Source organism: Parendozoicomonas haliclonae (assembly GCF_900174585.1).
GTDB classification, from domain to species: Bacteria; Pseudomonadota; Gammaproteobacteria; order Pseudomonadales; family Endozoicomonadaceae; genus Sansalvadorimonas; species Sansalvadorimonas haliclonae.
Genome location: NZ_FWPT01000005.1, coordinates 356,636 through 370,018 on the forward strand (window position 1 = coordinate 356,636; position 13,383 = coordinate 370,018).

The following is a 13,383-nucleotide window of genomic DNA, read 5'->3' on the forward strand; positions in this document are numbered from 1 at the left end:
TTAACGCAGCCGGTCGAACAGATTTTGCGTGATGCTGAAACGTTCCTCAACCTTCTCGGCGCCTTTGAGCAACTTCAGGGAAGAAGCCCCTTCCATACGCCACAGGTGAGACTGCTGTTGAACCAGCATAACAATCTTCAGCGGATCAATCTCGGTCGCCGGGCCAAAATCCACGCGCCCACCACCCGAACCGATATCAATCCGTTCAATTCCCAGAGCTTCTGCCTGCTGTCGCAGGGCGGTCTGACGGAACAGTTGCTTCAATGGATCCGGCAGCAGACCAAAACGGTCTATCAGCTCGACCTGCAGATCCTTAAGCTGGTCATCGTTGCTGGTGTTGGCAATACGCTTGTAGAACACCAGACGGGTATGCACATCAGGGATGTAGTCATCCGGGATCAGTGCCGGTGCGCGCATGTTGATCTCAGTGCCATGGGCCAGCGGCTTATCCAGATTTGGCTCTTTGCCGGTTTTGATGGACTCTACAGCCCGCTCCATCATCTCCATAAACAGGGTAAAGCCAACATTCTGGATCTGGCCGGATTGTCCTTCGCCCAGCAGTTCACCGGCGCCACGAATCTCCAGATCATGGGTCGCCAGAGTAAAGCCGGCTCCAAGATCATGAGCCTGTTCAATGGCTTCGAGACGTTTTTCGGCATCCTTGGTCATCGTACGTGGAGGCGGCGTCAGCAGGTACGCATAGGCCTGGTGGTGGGAACGTCCGACCCGGCCCCGTAATTGGTGCAGCTGGGCCAGACCGAACTTGTCAGCCCGGTCGATAATAATGGTGTTGGCGCTTGGGATATCAATACCGGTCTCAATAATGGTGGTGCACACCAGCACATTGTGACGCTTGTGGTAGAAATCCTGCATCACCTGTTCCAATTCCCGTTCGCGCATCTGCCCATGTCCCACGGCGACACGGGCTTCCGGAATCATCTCGGTCAGCTCTTCTGCAGTCTTTTCAATGGTTTTCACTTCATTGTGCAGATAGTAAACCTGACCACCACGCATCAATTCCCGCAGAATTGCTTCCTTGACCAGCAGCTCATCGGTCTGGCGTACAAAAGTTTTAACGGAAAGACGTTGTGCAGGAGGCGTCGCGATAATCGACAGATCCCGAATACCGGACATCGACATATTCAGCGTTCGTGGAATAGGCGTCGCCGTCAGGGTAAGGATATCCACTTCCGAGCGCAGAGATTTCAGCTTGTCCTTATGGCGCACACCAAAGCGGTGTTCCTCATCAATGATCAGCAAACCCAGTCGATCAAAGACAATATCCGACTGCAGCAGTTTATGGGTGCCGATAATAATATCGATACTGCCACTGGCCAGTTTGTCTTTCATTTCAGTGATTTGCTTCGCGGACTTGAAGCGGGAAATCACCTCTACATTAATCGGCCAGTCGGCAAAACGATCACGGAAACTTTCAAAGTGCTGCTGAGCGAGCAGGGTAGTTGGCACAAGAATGGCCACCTGCTTGCCACCCTGAACAGCCAGGAAAGCTGCGCGCATGGCCACTTCGGTCTTACCAAAGCCCACATCACCACACACCAGACGATCCATTGGCCGTGGTGAGGTCATATCGGCCACTACGGCATTGATGGCTGATTGCTGGTCAGGCGTGGTTTCAAACGGGAAACCCGCTGCAAAGGTATCGTAGTCAGAGTCTGGTGATGGGAAGGCAAAGCCGGTACGGGCTTCACGGCGGGCATAGATATCCAGCAACTCTGCTGCACTGTCCCGGGCCTTCTCTGCCGCCTTACGGCGGGCTTTGGTCCATTGCTCGCTACCCAAACGACTCATCGGCGCCAGGGCATCATCGGCACCGGTATAACGGGCGATGAGATGCAAAGAGCTGACCGGCACATACAGCTTGGCCTCATCAGCATATTCCAGCTGCAGAAACTCCTGAGTCTGGCCATCTACTTCCAGGGTGATCAAACCCTTGTAACGTCCAATACCATGATCGATATGAACTACCGGTGCATCTTCCCGTAACTCACTAAGGTTACGGATCATCTGTTCGCCGGCATCCTCGGTGGTTTTCCGGCGCCGACGCTGCATGACCTGGCCACCGAGAATCTGGCTCTCGGTAATCAGGGCTATGCCAATATCATCCTGGGCGAGGATCAGGGGCTGATCGATGGGAGCAACCGTCATGCCGATAGGTACAGAGCCCTGCACAAAGCTTTGCCAGCTATCGACCACTTCCGGGCGAATACCGCTCTTACCCAGCAGTTCCAGCAGGTTTTCACGGCGACCGGCGGATTCCGCAGTAAACAGAATCCGGTTATTACCATGGAGGAATTCAATCAACTTTTGCAGCGGCTGTTCTTTACGAGGCTCTGCAGCCACATCCGGTAACACGGCGGTGGCCAGATTCAGGCGACCGACTTTCTCCGGTTGATCCTCGGTGGTGAGGGTAATACGCGGATGATCCAATAACTTGGAGAACAACTCATCGGTATTGAGAAACACCCGGGCAGGAGAGAGCAGGGGACGCTCGGGATTAACCCGGTGGCTCTCATAACGACTGTTGGCCTCATCCAGAAACTGGCTCACCGATGCCTGCAGCTCTCCAATGGCCACAACCAGAGTGTTGTTTGGCAGGTGATCAAATAAAGATTCAGTCTCGAAGAACAGCCCCAGGAAATATTCTATCCCCGGCGATGCCAGCCCCTGGCCAATATCCACATACATCGGGCAGGCGCGGTAATCGACATCGAAAGCATCTCGGTACTGGGATCGGAAGTGATCCCGGCCCTTTTTATCCATCGGGAATTCATGGGCCGGCAACAGCTGGATACTGTTGATATCGGTCAGCGAACGCTGGGTGTCCGGATCAAAGGTCCGCAGGGTATCGACTTCATCATCAAACAGGTCGATACGGTAGGGCGTTTCGCTGCCCATCGGGAAGATATCCAGCAGCGAGCCTCGCAGTGCATATTCGCCATGGCTTAACACGGTATCAACACAGGTATAACCGGCCGCTTCCAGATCAAGACGATACTGCTCACGATCAAGGGTATCGCCCTTGCGAATCACCAGGCTGTTGCCCTGCAGCCAGCTCCTCGGAGCAATGCGGTGCAGCAGGGTGGTGACCGGCACAATCAACACCGCCTGACGGGTCGATGGTAAACGATAAAGGGTCTTTAACCGTCGGGAGACAATATCCCGGTGAGGAGAAAAGGTATCGTAGGGCAGGGTTTCCCAATCAGGAAACTGCAGCAGTTCAATAGCGTCGTGGGACGCTTGATCATTCAGCCCCAGGAAAAAACGCAGTTCCCGTTGCAGGCGTTCAGCCTGTTCGGTATCGGGGGCAATCACCAGTGTCAGGCCGCTGTGCTGGCCGGCAATATCAGCAATGGCACTGGCACCGGCAGAACCTGTAGCCCGGCCCCATTGGCGCCGGTCACCGGCTCTGCTTGGCAGGTCGAAGTCTGTCAGGGACATGTACATCCTGTGTGCAGCAAGACAAAACGCTGGATTTTAAGGGGGATGGCGGCGTTTCACCAGACTGGCAGCGGAATTAAACGCAATTCCCCACCTACAAACAAACACATTCAAACATTTGCAAACATTCCACATTGCACCGTCATAGGGTTATCTGGATAATGGCGCCCATCAGAAGAGGGATTGGCGGTTGATGGTCAAATTAACTTGCCCCTGTGCCCTGTTGCTGTCTTATGCATAGGGTCAGACTGTCTTATAAGGCCACAACCTTCCCAATAACAAGAGCCTTTGCGCTGGTGGCAGATTATGGTGCCGCGCAACCGGAACCTGTCCAGTCCAACAATAACTAATGGACATGCTCTTGATACAAAAACAACGTCAAAAGCAGGAAAGCACTCCGTGACTTCAGAGACCAATAAAGATACCCGCCAGGAATGGATGGAACGCGAAGCCATGACCGAGGCGATGATTCCTCTGGTCGGCAGACTGTACCGTGAAAACCATGTGGTGACCTCTGTTTATGGTCGTCCTCTGATCAATCGCTCCGTGATTGATATTATCAAAGCCCACCGTTTTGTTCGTCAGATGGAAGGCAGCGAGTTGTCTGTTCGTGACACTCTGCCGGTTCTGGAACAGCTGGTACAAATGAACCTGGGTGAAAGCCGTATCGATATCGGTAAGCTGGCCATGAGCTTCCAGCGTCAGGACATCCACACCGACCTCGGCGAATTTATCAAAGCCGAGCTGGCCGAAGTCATTAACGGCCGCAACGGCAGCCGTGAAGAAGGCCAGGATGTTGTCCTGTACGGTTTTGGTCGTATCGGCCGCCTGATGGCCCGCCTGCTGATCGAGCGCTCCGGTGGCGGTGAAGGTTTGAACCTGCGTGCCATTGTTGTGCGCAAGGGCAGCGCCGAAAACGATCTGCAAAAGCGTGCCAGCCTGTTGCGTCGTGATTCCGTACACGGCTCTTTCAAGGGCACTCTGACTGTTGATGAAGAGAACAACTGCATTATCGCCAATGGTGTTCGCATCCAAGTGATCTACGCCTCGTCCCCGGACAGCATCGATTACAACGACTACGGCATCAAGAATGCCATCGTGGTCGATAACACCGGCGTATGGCGTGATGAAGACGGTCTGGGTCTGCACCTCAAGGCCAACGGCGTTTCCCGTGTCCTGCTGACTGCACCGGGCAAGGGTGACATCAAGAACATCGTTTACGGTGTGAACGATAGCGACATCAGCACCGACGATCGCATCCTGTCGGCAGCGTCCTGCACCACCAATGCCATTACTCCGGTACTGAAAGCGGTGATGGACAAGTACGGCGTGAAGAACGGCCATGTGGAAACCGTTCATGCCTACACCAATGACCAGAACCTGATTGATAACTACCACAAGGGCAGCCGCCGTGGCCGTTCTGCCGCACTGAACATGGTTATCACTGAAACCGGAGCGGCCAAGGCTGTCTCCAAGGCTCTGCCTGAACTGAAAGGCAAGCTGACAGGCAATGCCATCCGTGTTCCGACCCCTAACGTATCGATGGCGATCCTGAACCTGAACCTGGAGAAGGAAACCAACGTTGAGGAACTGAACGACTACCTGCGCTGGTGTTCCCTGTACTCCGGCCTGCAGAAGCAGATCGATTACGTGAACTCTCAGGAAGTGGTATCCAGCGACTTTGTTGGCTCTCGTTACACCGGCATTGTCGACGGCGAAGCCACTATCGTTGATGGCGACCGTGCTGTACTGTACGTCTGGTACGATAACGAGTTCGGTTACAGCTGTCAGGTGAACCGCATCCTGCACGCGATGGCCGGCGTACATTCCTACGTTTACCCAGCCAGCTAAGCCTGCTCTCAATCTGGAGTCCCGATCCCATCGGGCTCCAGATTCTCTTCGTCTGATCCCATCTCGCCCATTTCGATAACCTCTGAATTATCTGATATCGCTGAAATAGGCTCCAGCACCGTCTGAGTCACAGCCTGCTCCCCCTGCCACCAGGCCATCCATCGGCTGAGCACTTCCGTTAGCGAACTCTTTTTGCCACTGCGAGCCTCAACAAGATCTTCCAGACTCTCATAATTGTGCTCGGTCAGTACGCGACTTTCTCCCTGATACAACTCCGGTGCAGCGAAAAGCCAGGCATACCAGCGGGTCATGAAGCCAAGCAGGCGGCTTTTCTCATCAGAGGCATCTGCATCCTCGGCAAAGACCAGATAGTTCATCCAGTCCGTAGTTTGCGAGAATACACTCCAGAAGCTGTCCGATGCGTGCTCGGCAGTTGGCATATCACTCCAGTGCACCAGCATGGTCAGGGTGGCTGCAAGACTCATGGTCGCCAACCCGTACCAATAGGGCTCGATATTCTGATAGACCATACCTGGCTCAAGGAAGTAATCTTGCGGGGCATATAACAGATGCTGGTTCAGTAGCATGACTGAGGCAGCAAACACCGAAGAGAGCCAGTCCTCGGTTAGAAATACCGACAGCACCAGCGGCAAAACAATATTGGCATCGCGAACACCGGCCCAGGCGGAATTACTGGCCGGAAACTGAGCCTGATGGAGAAAGGCGCCGGCCAGGGCAGAGTAAATAAGGCCGCGCTTCTCTTTCAGGTTCATCATGGTCAGCACGCTATCTATTGAAGCCTGGGTATAGTGGCCCTTCTGAAAATGGCGATAGGCACTGGCCAGCATAGCGGCAGGAAAGCTATTAAAAGTGGAGAACTTTTTCAGCGCGCCACCCGAGGCCTGCGCCGCCAGAACCAGACCTGCTCCATAAGCCGAGGAGGAGAGGGCACGGCTAATAGGCGCGTCACTCCGGTAGTTACTGCTAAACAGAGAAATGGCAATAGGTGCGGTCAACATTGCACTCAGGTAGGGCTGAGACTTGGGAAACATCGACTGCAGGTATTGGCTCATGGCCAGAATATGGGGAATGATCAATCCCTCATCACCGCCACCGGTCAGCTTGTCAGCATGGGCCACCACCGGCTCGTAGATATAGATGTGGTAATAGTACAGTGCCTGAGCGAGTTGGGAGATCAGCTGTGAACTGTTTTCCTGTGATGCTCCACCCTGTAACTCTTCCAGCATGGCTTCTGCACCGGCTGGCTGACCGATCTGTAGCTGCTGATAAAGGTAGTCAAACAAGAGTTTATGCTGGAGCGAGGTAAGCTGAGTTGTCAGAAAGCTATGAAACAACTGCTGCGTCTGCCGGGCCTGTAGATCGATATAACTGATAGTCACAGGGCTGGGCTGAGCGTTGGCCACGACTTCATTTTGTCGTGACACCTTCATGGGTGGATTATTTTTCTTCTTTTTATCTTTCACCTGAGGAGTAGAAGAGGGCAGAGGCTCTTCACCGGGACTTTCGTTACTGGATTTTTCAGTGCTGGCTTCGGTACTTGTTTCAGTACTGGGGTGCACCGCCTCACCAGATGCCGGAAAGTCGTCGATGAACTCATCAGCGACCGGTGCTGGTTCATGTGCCACATCAGAGACAAAATTTGAAGCATCTGCCTCCTGAACGACATCTACTAAATTCGCTTCGTTTTCTGCTGACTGCTGATCCGCAGACACTGACACAATTGTGCTCAGAAAAAAGACAGCAGTAAGGGTTATCTTCCGAATTATGCGTAGAACCCCATAAAAGAACGTCTTTTCTTGTGTGTGTTCCAAGGGTTGAGTCCCTGATTCTGGTGTTATTGTTCCTCCAATCCCTTAATTCCATATGGAATAATGTTTCCGCCATTATTATAATCGCCGGCTAGGTTTTCTCGGGTTACACAATCACAGCAAAATACAGGGAATGTGTTGTGGCTATCCATACAATGTTTTTACAAATGTATTCAGCCATAACCCAATCGGTCTTGCGTTGTGCCATGTTCCTGAGTGGTGCCAGCTTTAGCGGAGCATTGGAGTATCTGAGCAGGCGAAAAATAGAACAAGAGTTCGTTGTTTGCCAGTGGCCAAAAGTTCCTGTGAAGATCCTGCAATATCAGGTTGGGCAATAGGTATGATCAAAATTAAACAGGGCCTGGATCTGCCGATCTCCGGATCGCCGCAGCAGGTAATCGGTGAAGGGCCGCAGGTACGATCTGTGGCCGTCATCGGTCCTGACTATGTCGGCATGAAGCCGACTATGGCGGTATCCGTGGGTGACCGTGTCCGGGCGGGTGACCTGTTATTTACTGACAAAAAAACAGAAGGTGTCCGTTACACGGCGCCTGCAAGTGGTGTAGTGGCTGCTGTTCACCGTGGTGAGAAGCGTGTGCTGCAATCTGTAGTGATCGATGTGGAAGGCGATGATGCCGTAACCTTCGACAGCTTCCCTGCAGACCAGCTGGCTTCCCTCGAACGCAGCAAGGTTCAGGATGTGCTGGTGGAGTCCGGTTTGTGGACTGCCCTGCGTACCCGTCCTTTCAGCAAAGTACCGGCTCTTGGTACTGCGCCTCGCTCTATCTTTGTAACTGCCATGGATACCAATCCACTGGCGGCCAATCCAGAGCTGGTAATTGCTGAGCAAAAGGAAGCCTTTGAACACGGTCTGACTGTACTCTCCCGTCTGACTGACGGTGCGGTTTACCTGTGTAAAGCACCCGGTGCGGATATTCCTGCAGCCAAGGCTGAAGTGAAAGAATTCGCCGGTCCTCATCCTGCCGGTCTGGCCGGTACCCATATCCACTTTATCGATCCGGTTGGTGCCAACCGCACGGTATGGAGCATTGGTTACCAGGACGTGATCGCTATCGGCAAACTGTTCACCACCGGCCAACTGTGGCTGGAGCGTGTGGTTGCCCTGGCAGGTCCTCAGGTGAGCGAGCCTCGCCTGGTACGTACCCGTATCGGTGCCAACCTGGACGAACTGACCGCTGGTCAGCTGAAAGGTGGCGAGAACCGTGTTGTTTCCGGTTCCGTATTTGGCGGCCGTACCTCCAATGGTCCTTTCGCGTTCCTGGGTCGTTACCACAACCAGATCACCGTACTGGAAGAAGGCCGTGAGCGTTTCATGCTGCACTACTTCTCTCCTGGCTTCGATCGCTTCTCCGTTATGCCGACCTACATCTCCGGTCTGATGAAGAAAGTGTTCCCGTTCAATACCAGCACTAACGGTAGTGAGCGTGCCATGGTACCGGTTGGTTCCTACGAAAAGGTTATGCCTCTGGATATCCTGCCAACTCAGCTGCTGCGCAGCCTGATCTGTGGCGATATCGAAGTGGCAGCCCAGCTGGGTGCCCTGGAACTGGACGAAGATGATCTGGCGCTGTGTACTTTCGTTTGCCCTGGCAAATACGAATACGGCCCGATCCTTCGCGATAACCTGACCCGCATCGAGATTGAGGGATAAGCAAGTGCTGAGGAAGCTGCTAGACAGCCTGGCCCCTCATTTTGAGAAGGGCGGCAAATTTGAAAAGATGTATCCGCTGTATGAAGCAGTGGATACCGGACTGTACAGTCCTCCTAACGTAACCCATAACAGCTCCCATGTTCGTGACGGTATCGACCTGAAGCGTATCATGATCGTTGTGTGGGCCTGTGCTTTCCCGGCACTGCTGTTCGGTATGTGGAACGTGGGCTATCAGGCCAACACCCTGATCGCTTCCGGCGCCGGTACTGCTCCGACTGACTGGCACAGCTGGTTCTTCCTGGGCCACGATCCGGCCAGCCTGATCGACAACATGGTCTATGGCGCGGCTTACTTCCTTCCTATTTATGCTGTTTCCTTTATTGTGGGCGGCTTCTGGGAAGTGCTGTTTGCCACCGTACGTAAGCACGAGATCAACGAAGGCTTCTTCGTAACCTCCATTCTGTTCGCTCTGATTGTTCCGCCAAGCATTCCGCTGTGGCAGGTGGCTCTGGGCATCAGCTTTGGTGTGGTTATCGGTAAGGAAGTGTTCGGCGGTACTGGCAAGAACTTCCTGAACCCGGCCCTGACTGGTCGTGCGTTCCTGTTCTTCGCTTACCCGGGCCAGATCTCCGGTGACGCGGTTTGGACTGCTGTTGATGGTTTCTCCGGCGCAACTGCACTGAGCCTGGCGGCCCAGGGTGGTGTTGATAACATCATGGCACACGGTATTACCTGGTGGGATGCCTTCTACGGCAACATCCAGGGCTCCATCGGCGAAACCTCTACTCTGGCAATCCTGCTGGGTGGCGTGGTGATGCTGGGCATGGGTATCGCGTCCTTCCGTATCGTTGCAGGTACCGTCATCGGTATGATCCTGATGACCTTGATCTTCAACGCTGTTGGTTCAGAAACCAACCCGCTGTTCGGTCTGCCTTGGTACTGGCACTTCGTTATCGGTGGCTTCGCCTTCGGTCTGATCTTCATGACCACCGACCCTGTATCTGCTTCCATGACCCACGCCGGCCGCTGGTTCTACGGCGCCCTGATCGGCATCATGGTTGTTCTGATCCGTGTGGTTAACCCGGCTTACCCAGAAGGCATGATGCTGGCGATCCTGTTCGCCAACCTGTTCGCGCCTCTGATTGACCACTTTGTGGTTCAGGCCAATATCAAGCGTCGGGAGGCCCGTCTCAATGGCTAACGATTCCATTAAAAAGACACTGGGCGTCACCATCGGTCTGTCCCTGGTGTGTTCCGTGCTGGTATCCGCTGCCGCGGTATTCCTGAAGCCTACTCAGGTGGAAAACCAGCAGCTGGACCTGCAGAAAAACATTCTGGCGATCTCCGGTCTGGTGAAAGATCCTGCCGCTCTGTCCAAGACTGAAATCCAGGACAAGTTCAAGGAAATCACCCCGAAGCTGGTTGATATCAAAACCGGTAAATTCGTGACTGATGTCAACGGTATGGATGCCGAAGCCTACGTTCAGCAGAATGCGGCCAAGGATCCTGCACAGTCCCGTTCCCTGGCTGGCAATGACCCTGCCGGTATCGTACGTCAGGCCAACGTGGCAAAGATCTACGAAGTGGTAGAGAACGGCAAGCTGAAGACTCTGATCCTGCCGGTTCACGGCCGTGGTCTGTGGTCCACCCTGTACGGCTACATCGCTCTGGAACAGGATATGAAGACCGTTTCCGGCTTCGGTTTCTACCAGCACGGTGAAACTCCGGGCCTGGGTGGTGAAGTTGACAACGCCCGCTGGAAGGCGAGCTGGGTCGGCAAGGAAATCACCGGCAAGAACGGCGAACTGGCCATCAAGGTCATCAAAGGCGCTGTGAACCCGGCTTCTCCAAATGCCATCAATGAAATTGACGGTCTGTCCGGTGCGACCCTGACTGTGAATGGTGTCAACAACCTGGTTCAGTTCTGGCTTGGTAAAGAAGGCTTCGGTCCTTTCCTGGCGAACCTGAACAAAGGGGAGGCATAAGATGAGTGCTATCAATACTAAAGAAGTTCTGATCACTCCGATCTTCAACAATAACCCGATTGCCCTGCAGATCCTCGGTATCTGTTCGGCACTGGCAGTAACTACCGGTATGCAGACCGCGGTCGTTATGACCATGGCTGTAACCGTAGTAACAGCGTTCTCCAACCTGTTCGTATCCCTGATCCGTAACCATATTCCTGGTTCCATCCGGATCATCTGCCAGATGGCGATCATCGCCTCCCTGGTAATCGTGGTTGACCAGGTGCTGAAGGCTTACGCTTACGACATCTCCAAGCAGCTGTCGGTATTCGTTGGCCTGATCATTACTAACTGTATCGTTATGGGCCGTGCGGAAGCCTTCGCTATGAAGAACCCGCCTATGGCTTCTTTCATCGACGGTGTCGGTAACGGTCTCGGCTACGGTGTGATCCTGATCGCGGTTGCTTTCTTCCGTGAACTGCTGGGCGCAGGCAAGCTGTTCGGCGTGGTTATCTTTGAAACCGTCAACAACGGCGGCTGGTATAACCCGAACGGTCTGATGCTGCTGGCTCCTTCCGCGTTCTTCCTGATCGGTCTGCTGATCTGGGCTCTGCGCGTATGGAAGACCGACCAGGTAGAAAAGGAAGAGCACAAGCTGGCTCGTCACTCTATTGCATCGGAGGCTCACTGAGATGGAGCACTATCTGAGCCTGTTTGTTAAGGCCGTATTCGTTGAAAACATGGCCCTGGCGTTCTTCCTGGGCATGTGTACCTTCCTGGCGGTGTCCAAGAAGGTTCAGACCTCCTTCGGTCTGGGTGTTGCGGTTATCGTTGTTCAGCTGCTGACTGTGCCGCTGAACCAGCTGATCTTCCAGCACGTTCTGAAAGAAGGTGCTCTGGTTGAAGGCGTTGACCTGACCTTCCTGGGCTACATCACCTACATCGGTGTTATCGCTGCGGTTGTACAGATTCTGGAAATGTTCCTTGATAAGTACGTGCCAGCGCTTTACAACGCTCTGGGTGTGTTCCTGCCACTGATCACCGTTAACTGTGCGATTCTGGGTGCGTCCCTGTTCATGGTACAGCGTGACTACGACTTCGGTGAATCCGTGGTTTATGGCGTAGGCGCGGGTGTGGGCTGGATGCTGGCCATCGTTGCACTGGCAGGTATCCGTGAAAAGCTTAAGTACAGCGACGTGCCTCCGGGCCTGCGCGGGCTGGGCATCACCTTTATCACCGTTGGACTGATGTCTCTTGGCTTCATGTCCTTCTCCGGTGTCCAGCTGTAAGGAGTTAGATTAATGGGAAGTGAACAGATCATACTGTTGGGCGTAGCCCTGTTTACAGTGATCGTACTTGCTCTGGTTCTGGTTATCCTGGCCGCCCGCTCCAAGCTGGTGAACAGTGGTGATGTAACCATTCATATCAATGACGATCCTGAAAAGAGCATCACCGTGCCAGCGGGCAGCAAGCTGCTGCAGACTCTGGCCGGTAACGGCGTGTTCCTGCCATCCGCCTGTGGCGGTGGTGGTACCTGTGCCCAGTGTAAGTGTCAGGTTCTGGAAGGCGGCGGTGAAGCCCTGCCTACCGAAGAACCACACTTCACCCGTGGTGAGCTGCGTGAAGGCTGGCGTCTGTCCTGCCAGGTAGCTGTTAAGCAGGACATGCACATCGAAGTTGAAGAAGAGCTGTTCGGCGTTAAGAAGTGGGAATGCGAAGTTGTTTCCAACGATAACGTGGCTACCTTCATCAAGGAACTGGTTCTGAAGCTGCCGGAAGGCGAGAACGTAAACTTCCGTGCCGGTGGTTATGTTCAGCTGGAAACTCCGGTTCACACTGTAAACTACAAAGATTTCGATATCGGCGAAGAGTACCGTGGCGACTGGGACAAGTTTAACCTGTGGCAGTACACCTCCAAGGTGTCTGAGCCGGTTATCCGTGCCTACTCCATGGCTAACTATCCGGAAGAAAAGGGTCTGCTGAAGTTCAATATCCGTATTGCTTCACCACCTCCGGGCATGGACGTACCTCCAGGCCAGATGTCTTCCTACGTATTTAGCCTGAAGCCAGGCGACAAGATCACCGTATACGGACCGTTTGGTGAGTTCTTCGCCAAGGAAACCGAGAACGAAATGGTCTTCGTTGGTGGGGGTGCAGGTATGGCGCCTATGCGTTCCCATATCTTCGACCAGCTGAAGCGTCTGAGCTCTACCCGTAAGATCTCTTTCTGGTACGGTGCCCGTTCCCTGCGTGAAGCCTTCTACGTGGAAGAATTCGACCAGCTGGCCGAAGAAAACCCGAACTTCACCTGGCATCTGGCTCTGTCCGATCCTCAGCCTGAGGACAACTGGACCGGTAAGACTGGCTTCATCCATAACGTGTTGCTGGAAAACTACCTGAAAGATCACGCTGCTCCTGAAGATTGTGAGTTCTACATGTGTGGACCTCCGATGATGAACGCAGCGGTTATCAAGATGCTCGAAGATCTGGGCGTTGAGAAAGAGAACATCCTGCTGGACGACTTTGGCGGTTAATCGCTGAATTCTCCGGGATTCTCAAGAAAGGGTCGGCTTTTTGCCGACCCTTTTTTTTATCTCCCTAAGATAGA

General features: G+C 53.8%; 9 protein-coding genes. 7 read left to right on the plus strand and 2 right to left on the minus strand.

What is annotated here, in order from left to right:
* Positions 1-3,459, minus strand: a complete 3,459-nt coding sequence (gene mfd / locus EHSB41UT_RS12895) for a transcription-repair coupling factor (RefSeq protein ID WP_087110445.1) — start codon at positions 3,457-3,459, stop codon at positions 1-3.
* A gap of 399 nt (positions 3,460-3,858) precedes the next feature.
* Here mfd and EHSB41UT_RS12900 point away from each other — a divergent pair, with 399 nt between their 5' ends.
* A complete protein-coding gene (locus tag EHSB41UT_RS12900; protein WP_278248151.1) occupies positions 3,859-5,310 on the plus strand; it encodes a glyceraldehyde-3-phosphate dehydrogenase in 1,452 nt (483 codons plus the stop codon).
* 8 nt (positions 5,311-5,318) lie between these two features.
* On the opposite strand, the gene EHSB41UT_RS12905 is transcribed toward EHSB41UT_RS12900, so the two are convergent.
* The gene (locus EHSB41UT_RS12905; RefSeq protein WP_133060503.1) at positions 5,319-7,043 is read right to left on the minus strand and encodes a hypothetical protein; all 1,725 of its coding nucleotides are present in this window, start codon (positions 7,041-7,043) and stop codon (positions 5,319-5,321) included.
* Positions 7,044-7,479: 436 nt separating this feature from the next.
* Here EHSB41UT_RS12905 and EHSB41UT_RS12915 point away from each other — a divergent pair, with 436 nt between their 5' ends.
* Genes EHSB41UT_RS12915 through nqrF form a run of 6 tightly spaced genes read left to right on the plus strand, consistent with a single transcriptional unit; the run spans position 7,480 to position 13,309 of the window.
* A complete protein-coding gene (locus EHSB41UT_RS12915; RefSeq protein ID WP_087110451.1) occupies positions 7,480-8,811 on the plus strand; it encodes a Na(+)-translocating NADH-quinone reductase subunit A in 1,332 nt (443 codons plus the stop codon).
* A 4-nt stretch (positions 8,812-8,815) separates the two neighbouring features.
* Positions 8,816-10,012, plus strand: coding sequence for an NADH:ubiquinone reductase (Na(+)-transporting) subunit B (locus EHSB41UT_RS12920; protein ID WP_087110453.1), 1,197 nt, complete (start codon positions 8,816-8,818; stop codon positions 10,010-10,012).
* Complete coding sequence (locus EHSB41UT_RS12925; protein WP_087110455.1) at positions 10,005-10,796, plus strand: Na(+)-translocating NADH-quinone reductase subunit C; 792 nt, start codon at positions 10,005-10,007, stop codon at positions 10,794-10,796. Before EHSB41UT_RS12920 ends, EHSB41UT_RS12925 begins: the two co-directional genes overlap by 8 nt.
* Position 10,797: 1 nt before the next feature.
* Positions 10,798-11,466, plus strand: a complete 669-nt coding sequence (locus EHSB41UT_RS12930) for an NADH:ubiquinone reductase (Na(+)-transporting) subunit D (protein WP_087110457.1) — start codon at positions 10,798-10,800, stop codon at positions 11,464-11,466.
* Position 11,467: 1 nt separating this feature from the next.
* Complete coding sequence (gene nqrE / locus EHSB41UT_RS12935) at positions 11,468-12,064, plus strand: NADH:ubiquinone reductase (Na(+)-transporting) subunit E (RefSeq protein WP_087110459.1); 597 nt, start codon at positions 11,468-11,470, stop codon at positions 12,062-12,064.
* A gap of 12 nt (positions 12,065-12,076) precedes the next feature.
* Positions 12,077-13,309, plus strand: a complete 1,233-nt coding sequence (nqrF, locus tag EHSB41UT_RS12940) for an NADH:ubiquinone reductase (Na(+)-transporting) subunit F (protein WP_087110460.1) — start codon at positions 12,077-12,079, stop codon at positions 13,307-13,309.
* The last annotated feature ends 74 nt before the right edge of the window (positions 13,310-13,383 follow it).

Bases quoted from the DNA above. Each gene is read 5' to 3' on its own strand.
- EHSB41UT_RS12930 (WP_087110457.1), top strand. From the start codon at position 10,798: ATGAGTGCTATCAATACTAAAGAAGTTCTGATCACTCCGATCTTCAAC.
- mfd (WP_087110445.1), bottom strand. From the start codon at position 3,459: ATGTCCCTGACAGACTTCGACCTGCCAAGCAGAGCCGGTGACCGGCGC.
- EHSB41UT_RS12925 (WP_087110455.1), top strand. From the start codon at position 10,005: ATGGCTAACGATTCCATTAAAAAGACACTGGGCGTCACCATCGGTCTG.
- EHSB41UT_RS12915 (WP_087110451.1), top strand. From the start codon at position 7,480: ATGATCAAAATTAAACAGGGCCTGGATCTGCCGATCTCCGGATCGCCG.
- nqrE (WP_087110459.1), top strand. From the start codon at position 11,468: ATGGAGCACTATCTGAGCCTGTTTGTTAAGGCCGTATTCGTTGAAAAC.
- nqrF (WP_087110460.1), top strand. From the start codon at position 12,077: ATGGGAAGTGAACAGATCATACTGTTGGGCGTAGCCCTGTTTACAGTG.